A 20,308-nucleotide genomic window follows, 5' to 3' on the forward strand; every position below is an offset into this window, starting at 1 on the left:
AAAATTCAATCTGATTTATCATCTTTTGATTTATGAATTTAGAATTAAAAAATTCTATATCAAGATTTTTATTTTTTATCATTTAAATCTTAAAATGGAGCGGGCAAAGGGGGTCGAACCCTCGACCTTCTCGTTGGCAACGAGACGCTCTACCACTGAGCTATGCCCGCTTATTATATAAATTAGAAAATAGTAGCTTTTTTAAAATTAAGCAAGAAACAAATTATATTGCTGATATTCAATGTAAGATAATTCTTTTAAATTTTTATTAAAAACTTTATTAAGTTTATTTTTAAGCTCATCATCTAAAATTTTATTCCAATTATTATCTGGTCCTAAAAAGAAAAATGGAATTTGTTTATTATCTTTTTTTGATTTAATAGACTCTGAAAAACCAAATTTTTTTTCATTGTTTTTAAGCTTATGAAAAGATGTAGAATTTATAGAATTTTTAATTTTCAATTTACTAATTTTTTCTCTATCTTTTGTTATTTTATTAATAAACTTAATTATTTCTGTAAAAACTACATAAGTTTTATTCATTAAATCTTCATATTTAATAATTTTCACTGGTATTTCGTTTTGAGATTTCCAAGATTTATAATTATTTTCCCAAGAACTTATAAATTGAAAATCACCATATTCTCTTAAATTTTCATAATCATGAATAAATTTTTTTGATTTAGCATCCATGACAATGCGTCTGGATAATCTAACTCATAATGATTTTTTAAAGAAGTAATTACATTTCTAGGATCTCTAACTATATAAATACATCCAATGGAGTTTTCTTTATTTGTAAATTTCGTCTCATTAATTGATCCAAATACATTGTGAGTTTTAAAGAATCTTAGTTTTTTATCTTCATTAATTTTTTCTTGGGCTTTTAACCAAAATCTAGTGGTATCAATTGCAACTTGTGACAAATAATTAAATCCTTGAAAGTGTTTTTTTTCAGGAAATTGACCAATATTTTTAATTAAATTTTCATTATATATACCGTCTTTAGAATAGTAATAAGCACTAATCAATGTTCTCAACCAAGTGTTACCACTTTTAGGGTATGATGCTATCCAAAATATCATATTAATAAATACTATAGATGATTAATAAATTTTTTGTTATTAATATACAATGAATGATTTTCCAAAAATAATTCCAGTTTTTCCCTTAAGTAATTTTATTATTTTTCCTAAAACAACTGTTCCATTAAATATTTTTGAACCAAGATATGTAGATATGATTAATGACAGTATGAAATCAAACAAATTTATTGGGATGATTCAGCCCAAAAAATTAATTGATGAATACACGCCTCCTGTTTTGCACAAAGTTGGTTGTATGGGAAAAATAACAAGTTTTAAGGAAACAGAGGATGGGAGATATGCAATTGAATTAAAAGGTTTAATTAGATTTAATCTTATCCAAGAAATTAAATCTAATAAAAAATATAGAGAATATGAAGTTGATTTTAATGATTTTGATTCAGATCTTAATGATAAAAAAGAACAAATTAAATTTTCTGATTTAGAATTAATTTTTAAAGATCTTAAATCTTTATTTGAAAAGAGAGGCTTTATAATAAATTGGAAAGAACTCGAAAAACAAAGTTTAGATGAAACTATAAATGCTTTAGCAATGGCCTCGCCATTTTCGCTGGAAGAAAAACAAGTATTATTAGAAGCAGAAAACCTCAAAATGAGAAAAAATAAAATAGCAGAGATTTTGAGTACTTATACGTATGATGTTTTTAACAATACAACTCTTCAATAGATTAAAATAAAATACCTCTATCGGCAATCTTAGTAAACATTTTGTTAATAAATGGGTAATTACCAATAATTTTAACAGACTTGCTTAAAAGATCAGATTTCATTTGTCTCTCAAAATTAAAGAACTCATGAATTAGGTCCACTCCACTTGAAAAAATAAAGTTTTTATGTTTTATTTTTTTTTGGAATTCTGAGTTAACAGAGCCATCTAGTGACAAGCCTAGATCTAACTTTTTCTTAATAATCTCTAAAAGAATTTTAGTATCTCTAATAGTCATATTAAAACCTTGGCCCGCCAGAGGATGGACTCTATGCAACAAATCTCCAAATGCTAATATATTTTTATGGTAATAAGATCTTAGGTTTAATGACTTTAGCTCAAAACTTTCAATTTTTTCTATATTCCTAATTTTATACTTAAAATTTTTATCTTTTATTAATTGTTCAATATATTCTTTTTTTTGATTTTTAGAATTATGAACAGAATAAACTACAGAAGTTTCTTTATTTGAAATTGGTAAAAAAGCTAAAGGTCCTTTTTTTGTAAAAATTTGAAAAGCTGTATCATTTAAAATTTGATCATGTTTTATAATAGTCGTATATGCATAACTATTATATTTTTTAATTATTTTTTTACTAAAATATCGATTAGTAATAAAATTTGTAGAATCACAATTTATTATAAGTTCGTATTTATCTAAAAAAGATATATTTTTTTGATTTGAAAATTTTGACTTAAAAAATTTATTTTTTGACAAATCTTTCTCTAATAATTGATACAATTTATTATTCTTTACTATTGAAAAAAGATGATCTTCATTTGCTTTAAAATTTATTAGTCTTTCTTTTTTTAAATTATCAGAAAAGATTTCTATTCTTTTTAACTTCCAAATAATCTTATCAATATTAATTATATTATTATTAAAAAAATTGATGTTATTCCTTGCGATGCCAATGGTTCTGGACTCATCTATATTAAAATTTTTTTTATAAAAAAATAGATCAACATTAATTTTAGAGTTAACAAGCGTTTTTGCTAAAGTTAAGGCTGTTAAGCTATTACCAAGTATACAAACTGTCATAATATTTTTAATTTTAACAATAAAAATTAGATGATACAAAGTGATTAAATTGATTCATTTATATGAATATTAAAAAAACTGCTAATTTACTGCTTAATTTCGCCCTTAAAAGATTGGCAGAAATATTTGGGATTTTGGTTTCTTTAATGGGTGTAATGTTATTTTTAGCCCTGATTACATATTCTCCAAATGATCCAAATTTCATTTTTCCTGAAAATACAAAAATTGAAAATTTGATGGGTTTTCAAGGTAGTTTTATATCTGATTTATTCTTTCAGTCAGTTGGATTAGTGTCTTATTTAATTCCACTTACATTTATAATTACAGGAATTAATATTTTAAAATCAAAAGATTTTTTTTTATTCATTGAAAATAATTTTTTTACAACTTTATATTTAATATTTGGAGCACTTTTTTTTAATTACTATTATTCTGACTCGTATTCTTTATATATAAATGGTAATAGTGGGTTTGTTGGAGAATATCTAAATCAATCATTTCTTGGGCATATTATATCAATTAATGAAAATATTTTTTTTTATATTTTAATTTTAATTACTATAATTTTTTTCTTAATTAGTATTAATTTTAATCCAAAGAAATTTTTTGAATTTATTAAAAAAACTTATGCTTTTATTAATAAAAAAAATACCAAAAATTATACAGATAGAAGTGAAATAATTAATGAATACATTCCACAAGATGAGATTAAAAACCTTATTCAAGAAGATCTCCCTTTTATTAAAAGTGAAAATAAATCTGAGACAAAGATAAAATTTAAACTTCCAAGTCTTGATTTATTAAAAATCCCAACAAAAAAAGAAAGGGAGAATTTTGAAAAAAATGAAACTCATGATCCAGAATTTTTAGAAAAAATACTAATGGATTTTGGAGTTAGTGGAAATATAAAAAAAGTTAGTCATGGTCCTGTGGTTACTCTTAATGAATTTGAACCTGCGGCTGGAGTAAAAGTTTCTAAAATAATAAATCTATCGGATGACATAGCAAGAAATACAAGCTCAGAATCTGCGAGAATAGCTACAATTCCTGGGAGCAATACTGTTGGGATTGAGCTTCCAAACAACATAAGAGAAAATGTTTATTTGAGTGAAATTTTAGCTAATGCAGACTTCAAGAAAAAAGAAATTAAATTACCTATAGCACTTGGTAAAAATATTTCTGGCAAACCAGTTGTTGGTGATTTAGCTTCTATGCCTCATCTTCTTATTGCTGGAACTACAGGTTCTGGAAAATCAGTTTGTATTAATACAATTATTTTATCTCTTCTTTATCGACATACGCCAGAAAAATGTAAATTTATTTTGATTGACCCTAAGATGCTTGAATTATCAACTTATGAAGGAATTCCACATTTACTCTGTCCAGTAATTACTGAAGCTAAAAAAGCAGCCTCAGTTCTAGGTTGGGTGGTTAAAGAAATGGAGAGCAGATATAGATTAATGACAAAAGAGGGTGTGAGGAATATAGATGGCTATAATACAAACACAAACTTCCAATGCCTTATATAGTGGTTGTGGTTGATGAGATGTCTGACCTGATGCTAGTTGCAGGTAAAGAAATAGAAAATTATATTCAAAAATTATCTCAAATGGCTCGAGCAGCTGGTATTCATATAATAATGGCAACTCAAAGACCAAGCGTTGATGTTATTACTGGTACTATTAAAGCTAATTTTCCTACAAGAATATCTTTTCAAGTTACTTCAAAAATAGATAGTAGAACTATTCTTGGAGAACAAGGAGCTGAACAGTTGTTGGGTAAGGGGGATATGCTTTACATGTCATCGGCTAATAAAATAGTAAGAATACATGCGCCCTTTGTGTCTGATGATGAAATTGAAAAAGTTAATAAATCTCTAAGAACTCAAGCAGAACCAGATTATATAGATGAAATATTAAATTTTGCTGATGAGAAAGAAATTGGTGATAACCAAAGTCAAGGGGATAAAGATGAACTGTATTCGCAAGCATTAGATATTATTAGATCAGAAGGGAAAGCCTCAACATCATTTTTACAAAGAAAACTTCAGATTGGTTACAATCGTGCAGCAAGAATTATTGATATGATGGAAGCTGATGGAGTTGTAAGTAAAGCAAATCATGTTGGTAAAAGAGATGTGCTTTAATGTTTAAACACTTTCTATTTTCTATTTTTTTAATTTTAATATCCAATGTACAAGCAAGCAATAAGGATAAAATATTAGAAAATTTGCAAAATACCAAAAACTTAAATTTTGATTTTGAACAAAATATTAATGGAAAAGTAGAAATTGGAAATTGCACGATTCAGTATCCAAAAAAAATATTTTGTAAATATCAGAAAAATAATAAAATATTAGTTTCTAATGGCAAATCATTAGTAATTAAAACCCTTACTAGTTTTTATAGATATCCTTTAAATAAAACATCACTTAACTTAATATTGGATAAAAATTTTTTAATTCAAAAAATAGAAAATTTGAAAGAAAAAAAATTAGGTGAAACGTTTATAAATTTTGAAATCGTAGAAGAAGAGAATGAAATAAATATATTTTTTGATAATGAGAACTTTGATTTAGTTGGGTGGCAAACAAAAGATATCTATCAAAATGTAAATGTTACTTATCTTTCCTCAATTAAAAAAAATCACAAAGTTGATAAAGATTTATTTAAACTGCCTGCCCAAAACTAAATTTTTATAGTTTCGGTTTTAAATATTTTCATACCTCTAGCTATATAATTATTTAGAGCATTTTTGTGATCTAAAGAACATGTGTGAACCCAAACTCTATCAATACCTCTATTAAAAGATTTTTGGATTGCTTGAGATAATAAATAAGATCCCAGCTTTTTATTTTGGAATTCTTCTAATAATCCAAAATAAGCAATCTCAACTTCTCTTTTTTCACCATGAAATATCAGTTCAAAGAAACCAGCTAAATCATCTTTAAATTTAAATACATATGTTTTAACATTTTGATTAGAAGCATAATCTATCCATTGAGCTTCTGTCCAAACTAATCGGTCAATCCATTTATGATTTTTTCCAATATTTTTATAAAAAAATTTATTTAACTGAAAATTAATTGGTTCTAACAAATTTAAAGAATAATCTCCATTAGGTTTAATTACTTCTTTCAGATTTTGAATTGAATTTATTTCTAAATAATTTCTTTGAACCTCTTGTGTCACTCAACCATTTTTCCAATTTTTTCACCTCCAAATAAATGAAAGTGCAAGTGTGGAACCTCTTGACCACCATCATCACTTATATTGGTGAGTGCTCTATAGCCTTTACCTACTTCTGTTGAAATACATAGCTTTTTAGCAACTATATTTATACCTTTAATCAACCCAACTATCTCCTCAGAAGTAGCATTTGAACTAAAATCATCCAGATCAACGTATTTTCCTTTTGGGATTACCAAGGCATGAATTTTTTTTTGAGGATTAATATCATGAAAAGATAAAACAAAGTCATCTTCATAAATTTTATTACAAGGTATCTCTTTTCTTAAAATCTTTGCAAAGATATTGCTATCATCATAACTCATTTTTTTCTTTTTTCTAATTCTTGCATAACTTCTTCAATTTTTACATCATTGGCTTCTAAGTACATCAACAAATGATAAAAAACATCTGCAGCTTCGTGTATTTTATTTGTATCTTCTTCAATGGCTTCAATTAATTCATCAACTTCTTCTAAAACTTTTGCTTTACAAAGTACTTTGTCTGTAAGTAACTTATTTGTGTAAGATCCTTCTTTAGGAACTGATTTTCTTTCTCTAGCAAGATTTATTAAATTTTCTAATGTACTAAGCATACTAAATTCTAACAGGAATTCCTTTTGAATCCAGATATTCCTTGGCTTCTTTTACTGAATGTTTTCCATAGTGAAATATAGATGCAGCTAAAACAGCACTCGCATTTCCTAATTTAATTCCATCAACTAAATGATCAAGATTGCCGACACCTCCAGAAGCAATAACAGGAATGTTTACCCTGGAAGATATCTTAGACATCAATTCAATATCATAACCTACTTGGGTACCATCTCTATCCATTGATGTTACTAATAATTCTCCTGCTCCACTATTTTCCATTTTTTCTGCAAATTTTATTGCATCAATCCCTGTATTATTTCTTCCACCATGAGTAAAAATTTCCCAGTTATCAAAATTTTTTTTTGCATCTATTGCAACGACTATACATTGAGATCCAAATTTTTTTGAGCTTTCAGCTACTACTTCTGGATTTTGAACTGCAGCAGTGTTAATTGATACTTTATCTGCACCACAGTTTAATAATCTATTAATATCATCAACACTTCTAATGCCACCCCCAACAGTCAAAGGAACAAAACATTTCTTGGAAGTCTTCTCTACTACTTCATAAATAGTATTTCTATTTTCATTGGAGGCAGTAATGTCTAAAAAGCAAATTTCATCAGCTCCACCATCTGAGTAAATATTTGCTTGTTCAACTGGATCTCCAGCATCCTTTAAATCTACAAAATTAATACCTTTGACAACACGTCCATTTTTTACATCTAAACAAGGTATTATTCTATTTTTAAGCATCTACTTCTTTTGCTAATTCTTCTAGTTTAATATCACCATCGTATATAGCTTTACCAACTATAATACCTTCAATATTCTTGTTATTTAGTTCCTTAGCTTTTTTAATGTCATCAATTGAGGAAACTCCACCAGAAATTATTACAGGACAACTAGATTTTTCAGCAACCTTAGTGGTTTCAAAAAAATTTGGGCTTTGTTTCATCCCATCTCTATTGATATCGGTATAAATCAACCTGCTTGTACCAAAGTCATTCACTTCTTTTAAGTAATCTAAAGTTAATTGGTTTGAATTTTCTTTCCAACCTGAGACAGACAAATATCCATCTTTTGCATCAAGCCCTAAAGCAATTTTATTTGGAAATTTTTCACAAGCTTTTTTTAAAAAATTTTTATCTTTTATAGCTGCACTGCCCAAAATAACTTTTTCAACTCCAATATCAGTGTATTTCTGAATACTTTCAAAGTTTCTGATACCTCCACCAATTTCAATTTTAAGATCAAATTTACTCACTATTTTATGAATTATATCAAGATTAACTGTTTCACCAGTCAAAGCCCCATCTAAATCAACTACATGCAAATTTTTAAATCCATGGTCTTTATATTTTCCTGCCTGTTCTATTGGAGACATTTTGTATTCCGTTTTATTATCAAAATCTCCTTTGATCAACCTCACACATTTTTTGTCTTTAATATCAATTGCAGGAAAAATCTTCATTTTATAAATTTATAAAATTAGCAATTATTTTAAGTCCAATTTTATCACTCTTTTCTGGATGAAATTGTGTTCCAAAAATATTTTCTTTCTCAACAGAGCAGACAATATTTGAAGAGTAATCTGTAGTAGCTGAAATTACACTTTTATCTTCTGGAACAAATTCATAGCTATGTACAAAATACATATGTGATTTATCTTCTATATCCTTAAAAATTTTGCTTTCTTTAACAATACTAATTTCGTTCCAACCAATGTGTGGGAGTTTGAATTTATTATTTTGATTATTGATCTTTGAAACTTTTCCTGAAATCCAACCAAGTCCTTTTGTTTCAGTTTCTTCATAACCAAGATCTGCAAACATCTGCAAACCAACACAAATTCCTAGAAGAGGTTTTTTATTAGTTATTGCAAACTCATTGAGTGTCTCTACTAAGCCATTTATGCTATTTAATGCATCAAAGCAGCTCTTAAACGATCCCTGCCCTGGTAAAACTATTTTATCACTTGATTTAATCTTATTTAAATCCGAGGTCACTTCGATATTAACCTTGTCTTTAGCAACTTCTTTAAAGGAATTTATTACTGAGCTTATATTACCCGAATTATAATCAACAATCGTGACATTCATTAAACTTATAGTGAGCCTTTAGTGGATGGAATACTTTTCTTGCTTCTTGGGTCCATCTCTAATGCTTCTCTCAATGATCTTGCTAATGCTTTATAGCAAGATTCTATGATGTGGTGACTATTGTCTCCATAAATATTTTCAACGTGCATCGTAATGCCTGCAGATTGAGAAAATGCTTGGAACCATTCTTTGAATAATTCTGTATCCATTTCACCTAGTTTCTCAACTTTTAATTTTACCTTCCAAATTAGATAAGGTCTGTTTGAAACATCAATTGCAACTCTAGTTAAAGTTTCATCCATTGGAATAACTCTGTGGGCATATCTTTTTATTCCAACAAATTTTTTAGCAGCTTTTTTTAAAGCTTCTCCAATTGCAATACCTGTGTCTTCAGTAGTGTGATGAAGATCAATGTGAGTATCTCCTTTTGCTTTAACTTTTAAATCTATTAAAGAATGCTTTGAAAGTTGCTCAAGCATGTGATCTAAAAAACCAATACCTGTATCGATTTGATATTTACCTTTGCCATCTATATTAACTTCAACGCTAATACTGGTTTCTTTAGTTTTTCGAGATACTTTTCCTTTTCTAGACATAATTTTTAAAGGTATACATACATAATCAGTCTATATCAATATTAGTATGAACACTTGAAGTATTTAAAATAATAACCATTTATCAATCATGACAACAATTGTATTAGTTAGAAAAAATAATGAAGTAGTTGTTGCTGGTGATGGACAAGTTAGTATGGGAAATACTGTTGTCAAAAGCACAGCTTCAAAAATTAGAAAAATTGAAAAAAGAGATGTAGTAGCAGGATTTGCAGGATCAACTGCAGATGCACTTACTCTATTTGAGCGACTAGAAGCAAAAATTGAAAAACATGCTGGTAATCTATCAAGAGCTGCCGTTGAATTGGCAAAAGATTGGAGAACTGATAAATACTTGAGAAGATTAGAAGCTTTGATGGCCATTGGTGATAAAGATAATAGCTATATAATTTCTGGAACTGGAGATGTTTTAGAACCTGAGGGAGATGTTATTGGAATAGGCTCAGGTGGAAATTATGCTTTAGCTGCTGGAAAAGTTTTGATGGAGACAGATAAAAGTGCAGAAGAAATTGCAAAAAAAGCAATTAAAGTAGCTTCTGAAATTTGTGTATTTACAAATGATAATATCAAGGTTCTAAAGATATAATGGAAAAAACTAACGTAACTCCTTTAGTTCCGAGGGATAAAAAAGATAAAGAAGAAAGTTCTTTAGTGAGTTCACTTTCTCCAAGAGAAATAGTTTCTGAATTAGATAGATTTGTAGTTGGACAAAACAAAGCAAAAAAAGCAGTTGCTGTTGCTTTAAGAAATAGATGGAGAAGACAAGCAATAAAAGGTGAAATGAAGAATGAAGTTTTGCCAAAAAATATTTTAATGATTGGGCCAACTGGGGTTGGTAAAACAGAAATTTCTAGAAGATTATCAAAATTAGCGGAAGCGCCGTTTGTTAAAGTGGAAGCTACAAGGTTTACTGAAGTTGGATACGTTGGAAGAGATGTTGAACAGATAGTAAGAGATTTGATTGAAATAGCTATTAGTATGGAAAAAGTAAAAATGAGGAAAGAAGTCCACGCTCAAGCACAAAAATCTGCTGAAGAAAAAGTCTTAGATGCTTTAGTTGGTAAAAAAGCCAGTTTAGCAACAAGAGAAAGTTTTAGAAAAAGATTAAGAAATGGTGATCTAGATGATAATGAAATAGAAATTGCTGTAAGCGATACTGGATCAAATAACACTTCTTTTGAAATTCCTGGAATGCCTGGAGCTAATGTTGGGATGATTAACATTGGAGAAATGATTGGTAAATCTATGGGCAACAAAGAAAAAAAGAAAAAAATGACTGTAAAAGAATCACATGAAATTTTAATTAATGATGAATCTGATAAATTAATTGAGCAGGATAAAATTGTTAAGGCCGCAAAACTATCAACAGAAAATAATGGTATAGTTTTTTTGGATGAAATTGATAAAATCTCTGCAAGAACTGATAGAGTTGGAGGAGATGTATCTCGTGAAGGTGTTCAAAGAGACCTATTACCCTTGATAGAGGGTACTACAGTTAATACTAAACATGGACCGATTAAAACTGATCATATCTTATTTATTGCATCAGGTGCTTTCCAGCTTGCAAAACCTTCGGACTTACTTCCTGAGTTACAAGGTAGATTGCCTATAAGAGTTGAACTGGAAGCATTAACTAGTGATGATTTTAAAAGAATTCTTAGAGAGCCAGATTTTAGTTTAATCAAACAATATGTTGCATTATTGAAAACTGAAAATGTTGAGCTTGAATTCTCAGACGATGGGATTGATACAATTGCAAATATTGCATCTGAAGTAAATGCAACTGTAGAAAATATTGGTGCCAGAAGATTACACACAATAATAGAAAAAATTTTAGACGAGATAAGTTTCACAGCAACTGATCGCTCTGGGGAAAAAATTATTATTAATAAAGAATATATTGATAAAAATTTAGATAATTTGGTAAAAGATACAGATCTATCAAAATTTATATTATAAAATTATAAATAACCAAGTTCTTCCATTTCTAATTTAAAAGCTTTTTCTAATTTTTTTACAATTTTAATATCTAAATTTTTTTTCCAATTATTTTTAGGTCCTAAGTAGAAAAAAGGTATCTTTTTACCAGTTTTTTCATCTACCCACGTCTCGCTAAAACCTTTTTCTTTTTCTAAATTTTGCATATTTTCAAAGCTTGTTGTTTTAATTACGTTTTCAAATTTTTTTTTATCCAATTCAAAATTAGATTTGTTAATTCTATAAATAAATTTTAAGACATTAAGAAAAGTTAAATCTGGATTGGTAATCAAATCCTCATATTTTATAAGCAGGTACTTTTCATATTCCTTAAATAGTTTCCAACTATGATAATTAACAGCCCAATTATTTGTCCAAACCAAACCATCGCCCGTTCCCTTTATCATAAAATCTGCTGAGTTATCTAATGTTAAACTTTTGAATTTGGATAAAGATGTTACAATATTTCTTGGATCTCTTACAATATAAATTACCCCTAGAGTGTTATCAAAATTTGTAAAAGGATAATTTTTATTAAAGTTAAAAAGAAAACTATGTGTTTTTAAAAATTGAATTGCATCTTTTTTATTGAAAGCCTCTTGAGCTTTAATATAATTTTTAATTGTCTCATTTTGATTGTTTATATCAATTCCCATCTTTAAAAAAAAACCACCGTGGGGAAATTGTTTTATATTTTTAATTAGATTAAAATTATAATTTCCATCTTCAGAAAATAAGTATGCTGCTAACATTGATCTTAACAATGTATTCCCGCTCTTAGGATATGACGCAAGCCAAATAATCATTTTTTTTTTAAATATATATAAAATGCTCCAGCCCCACCATCTTCTATTTCTGCATCTTTAATTTCTATAATTTTTTTCATTATTTCTTTGTTTTTTCTAATAAATTCAGGAACTGAATATTTTAAGATACTCAAGTCTTTTGAAACATATGGGTTTTTTTGATTATTCGAATGAAGACCTTTTCCTGTAACAATTATCAATTTATTTATTTTATCTTCATAAGATCTAATAATAAAGTCTTCGATAGATTTATTTGCTTCCTCAAGAGATTGTCCGTGTAAATCAAGAGATTTTATTTTTAAAATTTTTTTTTCTTTAAATTTATTGTCTTTATTTGGAAGTTTATCCTCACTGGAAATAAAATTTTCCCAATCTTTTTTATCTTTGTCTGAAATTTTGTCTGTCAATTATGTTAGGGTGTCAACTAATTGCCAATTAGGGTTAGCTGATGTCATGTCTCTTGAAAATACCCATGTATCATAAATTTTTTTAATTTTTTCAGGATCACCAGAAATAATTTTTTTATTTTTATCTTTTATACAAGTAATAACCTCAGCTATAAAATTTACCGTTACATTTAGAATTTTATCCTCTTTTTTATGCTCCTTAATGACTGCTGAATTAATGCCTATAAAAGTGATTTCTGCATAATATCCTCTAGAATTTCTTTCCTTTAAAGCTTCGTTAAATTGATTATAGATATCTTTATTAAGTAACGGTTTACTTGTCGTTATTTTATTATCATTATCGCTAAAATCGGTAATTATAGTTTCATACGCAATTTGTGCACCTTTTAAAAATTCTTTTTGTGCTTCTTCATCAAAAACATTGGCTTGTTTTGGAACTTGTTTAACAACTGTTTCTTTTAAAATTTTATCAAATTGAGCTGGGGCTTTTCCCTCAAATCCTGTTCTTTTACCAAGAATTCCTCTTAATCTTAAAAAAATAAAACCAGCAATCATTGCAAGCAGAATGATATCTATGTACTCGAAACTATAATTCATTATTATTATAGTAATTACTATGTTGATTAATTTCAACTAGCAATTTAGATTATGGACAAATGAACCTAATTTTATTATCTCTAATTTTAATTCCTGCTACTGAAATATTTCTTCTGATAAAAATTGGTTCTCAAATCGGTGCAATTACTACTATTTTACTCATATTTACTACGGCAATTGTTGGGGTTTACTATGCAAAATATGAAGGTTTAAATACTCTTAAATCTGGATTTGAACAGATAAGTAAGAATAAATCACCAACATATGAGATGATTACAGGGGCAGCAATTGCTTTCGCTGCTCTTCTACTGATCATTCCTGGCTTTGCCACAGATGTTATTGGATTTTTAATAATATTTCCTATTTCTAGAAATTTTTTATTGGAAAAATTTTTTGGTAAATTTAAAAATAAAAAAAAAGAAACCGAAAAAAATAATTTCATTGATGGAGACTTTGAAGATATAGAAGAAGAAGATGACAGCAAAATATAAAATTCTTGGCAAGTATATTAAGGATATGTCCAGTGAAACTCCTGATATTGAAACTCACATTTTTGTAAAAGATTATATATCAAAGTATCAACTCAATATTGATATAAACTCTAAGGCACTAAAGAATAAAATGATTGAAGTAAATACAATTTTAAAATTTGAAGATAAACAAGAAAATAAAAAAAAATCTTATTTTGAAATAAATTATTCAACTATTGTAGAAATAAATAATGAGATTAAGGAAAAAAAGGACTTGGAAAAGATAATACTATGTGATGTTCAAATTGAAATTTATCCTGAGTTAGAAAAATCATTTTTAAATTTACTTCATAATTCAGGGTATCCAGATGTTAAATTTGAGAAAAAAATTGATTTTGAACAACTTTATAATCAAAGATTGAACTAGAAGAAATTTTTTTTTAAATTATTTTTTAAATAATCTTTGTGTTTTTTTAATTCTTCGGCTGTTGGTGAAATAACTTTTTTAAAATAATTTACTACTGTACTATTTTTTTGATCAATTTTTGTTTCATCTGTTTGAAAATTTAATGTCGGTTCTTTTTGATCAATTAAATTAATGTAAACTTTGGCTAACAAATCACAGTCAATTAATGCGGTATGCTGGGTTCTCTTTGAATTATCTACTCTGTATCTTTTACAAAGAGCATCTAAACTAACAGGTGATCCAGGAAATTTATCTCTTGCTAGAATTAAGGTATCGACAATTTCATTATCAATCTTTTTTTTTCCCAATATAGCCAATTCATTATTTAAATGACCCAGATCAAAATCAGCGTTGTGAATAATAAGTCTCTTGTCTTGTATAAATTCCAGAAATTGCTCACCAATATCACTAAATTTTTTTTGTGTGGCTAAAAATTCATCTGTATAACCATGAACTTCTAATGCCTTTTCTGAAACTTTTCTTTCTGGGTTTAAATAGCAATGGAACTTATTTTTCGTTGGTACCAAATTTTCAAGTTCTATACAGCCAATTTCAACAATTCTGTGTCCCTCTCTTATTGATATACCTGTTGTTTCTGTATCTAGGACTATTTCTTTCATTTATGTAATTTCTTTTAGAATATTGTTTATACCATCATTAACAGATTTCTTGGTAAAATTATTTTTAATAACAAAGTGCGCTCTTTTCTTTTTATAAATAGTTGAATATTGAATAGCTCTAAATATTTTTAAAATTCTTTGATTGAAATTTTTTCTTTTTTTTAATCTTTTCAAAATATGTGTTTTTTTAGATTGCACATAAACCAATATATCTTTTTTGTTATTAATTTTATTCTCTAATAATAGTGGAATATCTAAAATTACAATTTTCTTATTTTTGTTTTTTTTGAGAAAATTATTCAATTTATTTCTTATTTCTATATGAACAATTTTAACTATTTTATTTAAATTATTTTTATTACCTAGAATTGCATTAGAAATTTCTATTTTTTTAATTGGAAATGAGTAAATATATTTTGGTAATTTTGCTTTTAACTTATTAAAAACGTTTTTGTTTTTTTTATATAATTTAGCAACTTCATAATCTGCATTAAAAACGGGATAACCAAAATTTTGTGCAACGAAACTTTTACCAGAACCTATGTCGCCTAAAATTCCAATTTTGATCATTTATCTAATAGTTTGGTAACGTTTTCATCAATATCTGGCTCAAGTCCATGCCAAATTTTAAAAGCTAAATGGGCCTGATAAATAAACATTAATTTTCCATTTAAAGTTGTGTTACCTAATTTTCTACCAATCTTTAAAAAATTAGTCTCTACAGGATTATAAATAACGTCATAAAAAAATTTATTCTCGGAAATTGATAAAAAATCAAGATTAAAGTTATCTGTCGTTTTTAAACCTAAACTTGTAGCATTAATAATCATATCAAAATTTGAAGACTCTCCCCATTCTAATATTTCTATATTTTTAAAAATTTTTTTTAAGTTTTCTGCTTTTTCTTTTGTTCTGTTGCATATTCTTATTTTTGAAACATTCATTTTAATTAAAGCAAAAATTATTGAGGGAACTACCCCTCCAGCCCCTAAAATTAAAACTTCTTTGTTGTTAAGATTATATTTTGATTTTTGAATACTCGTTTCAAAACCGAATATATCTGTATTATGCCCTGTTACTCTGTTATTTTTTAAATAAATAGTATTAACTGATTGTGTATTTTGAGCTTCGGTGCTTAGTTCTTCAAGATAAGGAATGACTGCTTTTTTGAATGGTACGGTAACATTAATACCATTAATTTTTTTTTCTTTAACTTGTGAAATAATTAAGTCTAATCCTTCCATCATTTAGTTTTTTCTTTTCATAAATTGCATCGATACCATTTTTCTTAATCCAATAATTGTGTAAAACAGGAGACAACGAGTGTTCAATTGGATTTCCTATTACTAAAAATTTTTTCATTGGTAATTTTCTAAATATTTCTTAATTTTAATAACTGGCAAGCCCATTATAGTATCTTTATCTCCAATAATATTTGAAAATAAACTTTTTCCCTCGCCCTCGATTTGATAGACATTATAAGCAAATAAAGCTTCATCTGATATTTTTGATAAATAATTTTTCAAACTTTCTTCTGAAAAATTTTTCATAGTTAATTCGGCCTTGTCGGTATAATTCCATACCATTGATCCATTCTTTGAAATACAAACTGAGCTTATTAAATTATGTGTTTTTCCATTGAGTTTCTTTAAAATTATTAAAGCATCTTCTCTAGTCTCAGGCTTAGATATTAATTCACCCTCTAAATCTATCACGCTATCAGCACCTAAAACCATTTTATCTTTTTGACTCAAACTAACTTTGTTAGCTTTCAGTTCAGCCAAATTTTTTGAGATAATTTCTGGTGAAGCTAGATCACGAATAAGTGCCACTTTAACAAGATCTTCATCTACGTTTGATGGTTTTACCTCACATATTATTTTATGTTTATCTAATATTTCTTTTCTAACTTTACTTTTGGAAGCAAGAATAATTTTATTTAACATTGTTTAAATATATATCGTGAATTTTTATTATCGATGCAGCTGTTTCTTCAACTGATTTTCTTGTTACATCTATTGATGGCCATCGGTATTTTTGAAAAGTTTTTTTTGCATCTATAATTTCTTTTTTAATATTGTCTATACTTGTATATTTGGTATTTTCTGTTTCTTTTAAAGAATTCATTCTATTTTTTCTTAAATCAACTAAACGTTCTGGTTCAGTGTTTAAACCAACAACACAAGTTATTTGTGGATTTTCTCTTAATTTCTTAGGTAAAGAATTTTCATTTACCAATGGTATGTTTGATGTTTTAAAACCTTTGTTCGCGAGATAAATTGATGTTGGTGTTTTACTTGTTCTACTCACACCCACTAAAACAATATCTGATTTTTCTATATCATTTAACAAGTTTCCATCGTCGTGATTCATTGTAAATTGAATAGCTTCTATTCTATCATAATATTCTTCGTTAAGTACGTGCTGGCCGCTCGGTTCATGAGATGCTTTTTGATTAAGTATTTTAGAAAAGTTTAAAATTAAATTTCCTAGAACGCCAAAACAAGGTATTTTTTTTCTATCACTAGCATTAGCCAAACACTTAGCTAAATTGTTATCTACAATTGTATAAAGTATCACCGAGTTTTCATTTATTTTGGCATCCTCCAAAATTTTTAAAATTTGATTTTCTGTTCTGGTAAAAGAATAAGAATGAACTTTGTATTCAATATTTTTAAATTGGGCTTTTAACGCTAAAAAAATTCGGTCTAATGTCTCTCCCGTTGAGTCAGATATAAGATAAATTTGATATGTATTACTCATGAATAAATTGTTAGTAAATTTGTATTATTTTACTAAATTTGCACAATTTAAATATTGCTTAATTATTATTGTAAAATAAGGTTTTTATTAACATTAATAAATATATGTATAAAATTATACAATTTATTGGATAAAAATTAAAAAAGCTTCAATTTTAACAATATTATTAACTATTAATTGTTATTAAGTTGTTAATAAAATGTTTAAAAAAACTTATCTTCATTATTCACAACACATAATACTAATACAATAAATATTTATATATTTTTAATATGACCCCTCTACACGAAGTAATAATAAATAAAAATACTAAGTTAAATCCAATCTGGATAATGAGACAAGCAGGAAGATATCTACCTGAATTTAGAGATATAAGGAAATTAAATCCAGATTTTATCAATTTATGTTTAAATGAAAATTTATCCTCAGAAATAACTTTACAACCTTTGAAAAGATTTAATTTAGATGCTGCGATAATTTTTTCAGATATTTTAATGTTGCCATATGGTTTAAATCAAAAAGTTGAATTCGAAAAAGGTTTTGGCCCAAAACTTGGTAAAGTAAATATTGATGAAATGTCAAAATTAGATGAAATTGATTTTGTCCAAAAAATTTATCCAGTTTACAAAGCGATTAGAAAAGTAAGTTTAGACAATATTGTAAAAAACAAAAACATTATAGGTTTTGTGGGGGCACCTTGGACTTTATTAGTCTATATCATCAACCAACAATCTCCAAAAAAAAGCTTAAAGAAGGATTTTTTTAAAAATGACTTTTTAATAAACAGAATCTTATTAATTTTAGAAAAATTTCTAAAAATACATATTAAAAATCAAATTGATAATGGTGCAAATGTAATACAAATATTTGATAGTTGGGCAGGTTTGTTGGAAGAAAAAGATTTACCAAATTATATCTATTCACCCACTTTAAACCTAGTCAATTATGTAAAATCACTAAATACCCCAGTTATTTGTTTTCCTAGAGAAATTAAAAATTATAAAGAATTTTGTAACATTGTAAAACCAGATGCAGTTGGCATTGATTATAATGTTGACCCAAAAAAAATTTTGCAGGACATAAAAATTCCAATTCAAGGTGGTCTAGACCCCAAAATATTACTTACAGATAAAGAAACAATTAAAAGAGAAACAATTAAATATTTAGATATTTTTAAAGATCATCCTTATATTTTTAATTTAGGACATGGAGTTTTACCCGAAACAGATCCCAATATGTTTGAACATATGGTGAATACAGTAAAAAATTATCAATGAAAAAAGCTGTAATACTTTTTAATTTAGGTGGGCCCGATAAATTAGAAAATGTTGAGCCATTTTTATTTAATTTATTTAATGATCCTGCAATATTAAATTTACCATCTTTTTTTAGATATCCTTTAGCTAAATTGATCTCCAATAGAAGAGCACCGACGGCTAAAAAAATTTATCAAGAGCTCGGTGGGTCATCCCCTATTTTAAGATTAACGCAAGAACAATCAAAAGCACTAGAATTAAAACTTAATAATGATGATCAAAAATCAGAATATAAATGTTTTATTGTTATGAGGTGTTGGCATCCTAGAGCGGAGGAAGTTGTAAAACATGTAAAAAACTTTAATCCAGATGAGATTATATTAATGCCTCTATACCCACAATATTCTGCAGCCACATCAGGATCATCAATTAAAGAGTGGAAGGATGTTTGTAAAAAAAATAATCTTAAAATTAAAACAAGCACAATCTGCTGTTATCCTACAGATGATAACTTCATATTAGCACATAAAGAAGAAATATTAAAAAAGATAAATAATCTTAAAAATTTCAAATTGATATTTTCCGCACATGGTTTACCAGAAAAAAATATAAAAAAAGGTGACCCTTATCAGTGGCAAGTAGAGCAATCAGTTAATAAAATTGTTAAGTCATTAAAAATTAAAGATCTTGATTGGATATTAAGCTATCAAAGTCGCGTTGGTCCTCTAAAATGGATAGGTCCGTCCACAGAAGATATAATTATAGAAAATTCAAAACTGGAAAAACACATTGTTCTAGTACCTGTAGCGTTTGTATCTGAACACTCAGAAACTTTAGTTGAATTAGATATAGAATATAAGGAATTGGCTGACAAAAATGGATGTAAAAATTATACAAGAGTGCCAGCATTAGGTGTAAATGAAAATTATATAAAGGCGATATCTAATTTAATTATTAAAAAACAAGATTATAATTTTAATGGAGAACTTTTTCCTCCAAAGATACAATGTCCCAATCAATTTACTAAATGTCCATGTTTAAATTATGAATAGTTATTTATTATTTAAAAGTTTACATTTGATAGCTGTTATCGCATGGATGGCTGGTCTTTTATATCTCCCAAGAATTTTCGTTTATCATGTTGAGAACAAAGAAAAAAAAGAAGCTACAGATATTTTTGAAGTAATGGAAAGAAAACTTTTTTATTATATAATGCGTCCTGCGATGCTTTTAACTTGGACTTTTGGTTTATTTTAATTTATTTAAATGGGCTAGAAATATTTTCTCAACTTTGGATGCAAATAAAAATTGTCCTAGTTATTTTATTATCAGTTTATAATGATTATCTTGGGAAGTGCCTTGTATCTTTAAAAAATAATTCCAATACTAGATCTTCAAAATTTTTTAGAATAATTAATGAAGTTCCTACAATAATGCTAATTTTTATTGTTTTTATAGTTATTTTTAAACCAATCTAGGGTTGAAATAACAATTTTAGTATATATATTCACATTATCTTTAGAGTCCTTAATAATAAAAATCATGAACATCCA

At 27.0% G+C, this 20,308-nt stretch carries 25 protein-coding genes, 1 tRNA gene and 3 pseudogenes; 10 read left to right on the forward strand and 19 right to left on the reverse strand.

The genetic code is table 11. The features are described from left to right. Positions 1-95: 95 nt before the first annotated feature. The 3 genes from Q0X98_RS01315 to Q0X98_RS01325 form a co-directional block, all read right to left on the reverse strand. Positions 96-170, reverse strand: a tRNA-Gly gene (locus Q0X98_RS01315). Positions 171-207: 37 nt separating this feature from the next. Next, positions 208-693: a sulfotransferase domain-containing protein gene (locus Q0X98_RS01320; RefSeq protein ID WP_297680683.1), complete on the reverse strand. Its 486-nt coding sequence runs from the start codon at positions 691-693 to the stop codon at positions 208-210. Next, the gene (locus tag Q0X98_RS01325) at positions 648-1,085 is read right to left on the reverse strand and encodes a sulfotransferase domain-containing protein (protein ID WP_297680684.1); all 438 of its coding nucleotides are present in this window, start codon (positions 1,083-1,085) and stop codon (positions 648-650) included. The genes Q0X98_RS01320 and Q0X98_RS01325 overlap by 46 nt, the downstream gene beginning before the upstream one ends. Before the next feature lie 49 nt (positions 1,086-1,134). On the opposite strand from Q0X98_RS01325, the gene Q0X98_RS01330 reads away from it, so the two are divergent. Then, positions 1,135-1,773 carry an LON peptidase substrate-binding domain-containing protein gene (locus Q0X98_RS01330; RefSeq protein ID WP_297680685.1) on the forward strand — a complete coding sequence of 213 codons (639 nt, stop codon included), beginning with the start codon at positions 1,135-1,137 and terminating at the stop codon, positions 1,771-1,773. Between the two features lies 1 nt (position 1,774). On the opposite strand, the gene Q0X98_RS01335 is transcribed toward Q0X98_RS01330, so the two are convergent. Beyond that, complete coding sequence (locus tag Q0X98_RS01335) at positions 1,775-2,854, reverse strand: FAD-dependent monooxygenase (protein WP_297680686.1); 1,080 nt, start codon at positions 2,852-2,854, stop codon at positions 1,775-1,777. A gap of 62 nt (positions 2,855-2,916) precedes the next feature. On the opposite strand from Q0X98_RS01335, the pseudogene Q0X98_RS01340 reads away from it, so the two are divergent. Both Q0X98_RS01340 and Q0X98_RS01350 read left to right on the forward strand, forming a co-directional pair. Next, positions 2,917-5,000, forward strand: a pseudogene (locus Q0X98_RS01340) (DNA translocase FtsK 4TM domain-containing protein). Further along, a complete protein-coding gene (locus Q0X98_RS01350; RefSeq protein ID WP_297680689.1) occupies positions 5,000-5,545 on the forward strand; it encodes an outer-membrane lipoprotein carrier protein LolA in 546 nt (181 codons plus the stop codon). Before Q0X98_RS01340 ends, Q0X98_RS01350 begins: the two are co-directional and overlap by 1 nt. Here the strand turns inward: Q0X98_RS01350 and Q0X98_RS01355 are convergent. From Q0X98_RS01355 to hisB, 7 genes are read right to left on the reverse strand one after another with little or no spacing between them, the layout of a single operon-like run. Then, positions 5,542-6,045, reverse strand: coding sequence for a GNAT family N-acetyltransferase (locus tag Q0X98_RS01355; RefSeq protein ID WP_297680690.1), 504 nt, complete (start codon positions 6,043-6,045; stop codon positions 5,542-5,544). The genes Q0X98_RS01350 and Q0X98_RS01355 overlap by 4 nt on opposite strands. Further along, on the reverse strand, positions 6,042-6,407 hold the full coding sequence (locus Q0X98_RS01360; RefSeq protein WP_297680691.1) for an HIT domain-containing protein: 366 nt from the start codon (positions 6,405-6,407) through the stop codon (positions 6,042-6,044). The genes Q0X98_RS01355 and Q0X98_RS01360 overlap by 4 nt, the downstream gene beginning before the upstream one ends. Then, on the reverse strand, positions 6,404-6,676 hold the full coding sequence (hisE, locus tag Q0X98_RS01365; RefSeq protein ID WP_297680692.1) for a phosphoribosyl-ATP diphosphatase: 273 nt from the start codon (positions 6,674-6,676) through the stop codon (positions 6,404-6,406). Before hisE ends, Q0X98_RS01360 begins: the two co-directional genes overlap by 4 nt. Position 6,677: 1 nt before the next feature. Further along, positions 6,678-7,433, reverse strand: a complete 756-nt coding sequence (gene hisF / locus Q0X98_RS01370; RefSeq protein WP_297680693.1) for an imidazole glycerol phosphate synthase subunit HisF — start codon at positions 7,431-7,433, stop codon at positions 6,678-6,680. Continuing rightward, the gene (gene hisA / locus Q0X98_RS01375; protein ID WP_297680694.1) at positions 7,426-8,151 is read right to left on the reverse strand and encodes a 1-(5-phosphoribosyl)-5-[(5-phosphoribosylamino)methylideneamino]imidazole-4-carboxamide isomerase; all 726 of its coding nucleotides are present in this window, start codon (positions 8,149-8,151) and stop codon (positions 7,426-7,428) included. Before hisA ends, hisF begins: the two co-directional genes overlap by 8 nt. A 1-nt stretch (position 8,152) precedes the next feature. Next, on the reverse strand, positions 8,153-8,779 hold the full coding sequence (gene hisH, locus Q0X98_RS01380; RefSeq protein WP_297680695.1) for an imidazole glycerol phosphate synthase subunit HisH: 627 nt from the start codon (positions 8,777-8,779) through the stop codon (positions 8,153-8,155). 5 nt (positions 8,780-8,784) lie between these two features. Continuing rightward, positions 8,785-9,375 (reverse strand): imidazoleglycerol-phosphate dehydratase HisB, encoded by a 591-nt coding sequence (gene hisB, locus Q0X98_RS01385; RefSeq protein ID WP_297680697.1) that lies wholly within the window; start codon positions 9,373-9,375, stop codon positions 8,785-8,787. Between the two features lie 88 nt (positions 9,376-9,463). Here hisB and hslV point away from each other — a divergent pair, with 88 nt between their 5' ends. Both hslV and hslU read left to right on the forward strand, forming a co-directional pair. Continuing rightward, positions 9,464-9,979 (forward strand): ATP-dependent protease subunit HslV, encoded by a 516-nt coding sequence (gene hslV, locus Q0X98_RS01390; protein ID WP_023649225.1) that lies wholly within the window; start codon positions 9,464-9,466, stop codon positions 9,977-9,979. Continuing rightward, positions 9,979-11,352, forward strand: a complete 1,374-nt coding sequence (hslU, locus tag Q0X98_RS01395) for an ATP-dependent protease ATPase subunit HslU (protein WP_297680700.1) — start codon at positions 9,979-9,981, stop codon at positions 11,350-11,352. Before hslV ends, hslU begins: the two co-directional genes overlap by 1 nt. 2 nt (positions 11,353-11,354) lie before the next feature. Here hslU and Q0X98_RS01400 read toward each other — a convergent pair whose 3' ends face one another. From Q0X98_RS01400 to Q0X98_RS01410, 3 genes are read right to left on the reverse strand one after another with little or no spacing between them, the layout of a single operon-like run. Continuing rightward, the gene (locus Q0X98_RS01400; RefSeq protein ID WP_297680702.1) at positions 11,355-12,176 is read right to left on the reverse strand and encodes a sulfotransferase domain-containing protein; all 822 of its coding nucleotides are present in this window, start codon (positions 12,174-12,176) and stop codon (positions 11,355-11,357) included. After that, positions 12,173-12,583, reverse strand: coding sequence for a Smr/MutS family protein (locus tag Q0X98_RS01405; protein ID WP_297680704.1), 411 nt, complete (start codon positions 12,581-12,583; stop codon positions 12,173-12,175). Before Q0X98_RS01405 ends, Q0X98_RS01400 begins: the two co-directional genes overlap by 4 nt. After that, a complete protein-coding gene (locus Q0X98_RS01410) occupies positions 12,584-13,180 on the reverse strand; it encodes a Tim44/TimA family putative adaptor protein (RefSeq protein ID WP_297680706.1) in 597 nt (198 codons plus the stop codon). Between the two features lie 59 nt (positions 13,181-13,239). Between Q0X98_RS01410 and Q0X98_RS01415 the strand changes: the two genes are divergently transcribed. Together Q0X98_RS01415 and Q0X98_RS01420 are read left to right on the forward strand one after the other, a co-directional pair. Further along, positions 13,240-13,671, forward strand: a complete 432-nt coding sequence (locus tag Q0X98_RS01415) for an FxsA family protein (protein WP_297680708.1) — start codon at positions 13,240-13,242, stop codon at positions 13,669-13,671. Further along, the gene (locus Q0X98_RS01420; RefSeq protein ID WP_297680710.1) at positions 13,655-14,077 is read left to right on the forward strand and encodes a protein-export chaperone SecB; all 423 of its coding nucleotides are present in this window, start codon (positions 13,655-13,657) and stop codon (positions 14,075-14,077) included. The genes Q0X98_RS01415 and Q0X98_RS01420 overlap by 17 nt, the downstream gene beginning before the upstream one ends. On the opposite strand, the gene dnaQ is transcribed toward Q0X98_RS01420, so the two are convergent. From dnaQ to Q0X98_RS01445, 5 genes and pseudogenes are all read right to left on the reverse strand, one after another. Then, on the reverse strand, positions 14,074-14,736 hold the full coding sequence (dnaQ, locus tag Q0X98_RS01425; protein ID WP_297680712.1) for a DNA polymerase III subunit epsilon: 663 nt from the start codon (positions 14,734-14,736) through the stop codon (positions 14,074-14,076). The genes Q0X98_RS01420 and dnaQ overlap by 4 nt on opposite strands. After that, positions 14,737-15,306, reverse strand: a complete 570-nt coding sequence (gene coaE / locus Q0X98_RS01430; RefSeq protein ID WP_297680714.1) for a dephospho-CoA kinase — start codon at positions 15,304-15,306, stop codon at positions 14,737-14,739. Next, positions 15,303-16,098 (reverse strand): annotated as a pseudogene (gene aroE / locus Q0X98_RS01435) (shikimate dehydrogenase). Before aroE ends, coaE begins: the two are co-directional and overlap by 4 nt. Then, positions 16,095-16,682: a Maf family protein gene (locus tag Q0X98_RS01440; protein WP_297680718.1), complete on the reverse strand. Its 588-nt coding sequence runs from the start codon at positions 16,680-16,682 to the stop codon at positions 16,095-16,097. Before Q0X98_RS01440 ends, aroE begins: the two are co-directional and overlap by 4 nt. Then, a complete protein-coding gene (locus Q0X98_RS01445) occupies positions 16,672-17,499 on the reverse strand; it encodes a pyruvate, water dikinase regulatory protein (RefSeq protein WP_297680720.1) in 828 nt (275 codons plus the stop codon). Before Q0X98_RS01445 ends, Q0X98_RS01440 begins: the two co-directional genes overlap by 11 nt. Positions 17,500-17,771: 272 nt before the next feature. On the opposite strand from Q0X98_RS01445, the gene hemE reads away from it, so the two are divergent. The 3 genes and pseudogenes from hemE to Q0X98_RS01460 all read left to right on the forward strand — a co-directional run bounded on the left by hemE (position 17,772) and on the right by Q0X98_RS01460 (position 20,233). Next, positions 17,772-18,776: a uroporphyrinogen decarboxylase gene (hemE, locus tag Q0X98_RS01450; protein WP_297680722.1), complete on the forward strand. Its 1,005-nt coding sequence runs from the start codon at positions 17,772-17,774 to the stop codon at positions 18,774-18,776. Further along, entirely contained in the window at positions 18,773-19,807 is a 1,035-nt protein-coding gene (gene hemH / locus Q0X98_RS01455; protein ID WP_297680724.1) for a ferrochelatase, read from the forward strand. The genes hemE and hemH overlap by 4 nt, the downstream gene beginning before the upstream one ends. 46 nt (positions 19,808-19,853) lie before the next feature. Further along, a pseudogene (locus tag Q0X98_RS01460) lies at positions 19,854-20,233 on the forward strand (CopD family protein). The last annotated feature ends 75 nt before the right edge of the window (positions 20,234-20,308 follow it).

The organism is uncultured Candidatus Pelagibacter sp., assembly GCF_943788075.1.
In the GTDB taxonomy this organism is placed as follows: Bacteria; Pseudomonadota; Alphaproteobacteria; order Pelagibacterales; family Pelagibacteraceae; genus Pelagibacter.

Bases quoted from the DNA above. Each gene is read 5' to 3' on its own strand.
- Q0X98_RS01330 (WP_297680685.1), top strand. From the start codon at position 1,135: ATGAATGATTTTCCAAAAATAATTCCAGTTTTTCCCTTAAGTAATTTT.
- hisH (WP_297680695.1), bottom strand. From the start codon at position 8,779: ATGAATGTCACGATTGTTGATTATAATTCGGGTAATATAAGCTCAGTA.
- Q0X98_RS01445 (WP_297680720.1), bottom strand. From the start codon at position 17,499: ATGAGTAATACATATCAAATTTATCTTATATCTGACTCAACGGGAGAG.
- Q0X98_RS01325 (WP_297680684.1), bottom strand. From the start codon at position 1,085: ATGATATTTTGGATAGCATCATACCCTAAAAGTGGTAACACTTGGTTG.
- Q0X98_RS01440 (WP_297680718.1), bottom strand. From the start codon at position 16,682: ATGTTAAATAAAATTATTCTTGCTTCCAAAAGTAAAGTTAGAAAAGAA.
- Q0X98_RS01410 (WP_297680706.1), bottom strand. From the start codon at position 13,180: ATGAATTATAGTTTCGAGTACATAGATATCATTCTGCTTGCAATGATT.
- Q0X98_RS01350 (WP_297680689.1), top strand. From the start codon at position 5,000: ATGTTTAAACACTTTCTATTTTCTATTTTTTTAATTTTAATATCCAAT.
- Q0X98_RS01360 (WP_297680691.1), bottom strand. From the start codon at position 6,407: ATGAGTTATGATGATAGCAATATCTTTGCAAAGATTTTAAGAAAAGAG.
- Q0X98_RS01415 (WP_297680708.1), top strand. From the start codon at position 13,240: ATGAACCTAATTTTATTATCTCTAATTTTAATTCCTGCTACTGAAATA.
- hemE (WP_297680722.1), top strand. From the start codon at position 17,772: ATGACCCCTCTACACGAAGTAATAATAAATAAAAATACTAAGTTAAAT.
- hisE (WP_297680692.1), bottom strand. From the start codon at position 6,676: ATGCTTAGTACATTAGAAAATTTAATAAATCTTGCTAGAGAAAGAAAA.
- dnaQ (WP_297680712.1), bottom strand. From the start codon at position 14,736: ATGAAAGAAATAGTCCTAGATACAGAAACAACAGGTATATCAATAAGA.
- hslV (WP_023649225.1), top strand. From the start codon at position 9,464: ATGACAACAATTGTATTAGTTAGAAAAAATAATGAAGTAGTTGTTGCT.
- Q0X98_RS01320 (WP_297680683.1), bottom strand. From the start codon at position 693: ATGGATGCTAAATCAAAAAAATTTATTCATGATTATGAAAATTTAAGA.
- hslU (WP_297680700.1), top strand. From the start codon at position 9,979: ATGGAAAAAACTAACGTAACTCCTTTAGTTCCGAGGGATAAAAAAGAT.
- hisA (WP_297680694.1), bottom strand. From the start codon at position 8,151: ATGAAGATTTTTCCTGCAATTGATATTAAAGACAAAAAATGTGTGAGG.
- Q0X98_RS01335 (WP_297680686.1), bottom strand. From the start codon at position 2,854: ATGACAGTTTGTATACTTGGTAATAGCTTAACAGCCTTAACTTTAGCA.
- Q0X98_RS01420 (WP_297680710.1), top strand. From the start codon at position 13,655: ATGACAGCAAAATATAAAATTCTTGGCAAGTATATTAAGGATATGTCC.
- coaE (WP_297680714.1), bottom strand. From the start codon at position 15,306: ATGATCAAAATTGGAATTTTAGGCGACATAGGTTCTGGTAAAAGTTTC.
- hisF (WP_297680693.1), bottom strand. From the start codon at position 7,433: ATGCTTAAAAATAGAATAATACCTTGTTTAGATGTAAAAAATGGACGT.
- Q0X98_RS01400 (WP_297680702.1), bottom strand. From the start codon at position 12,176: ATGATTATTTGGCTTGCGTCATATCCTAAGAGCGGGAATACATTGTTA.
- hisB (WP_297680697.1), bottom strand. From the start codon at position 9,375: ATGTCTAGAAAAGGAAAAGTATCTCGAAAAACTAAAGAAACCAGTATT.
- hemH (WP_297680724.1), top strand. From the start codon at position 18,773: ATGAAAAAAGCTGTAATACTTTTTAATTTAGGTGGGCCCGATAAATTA.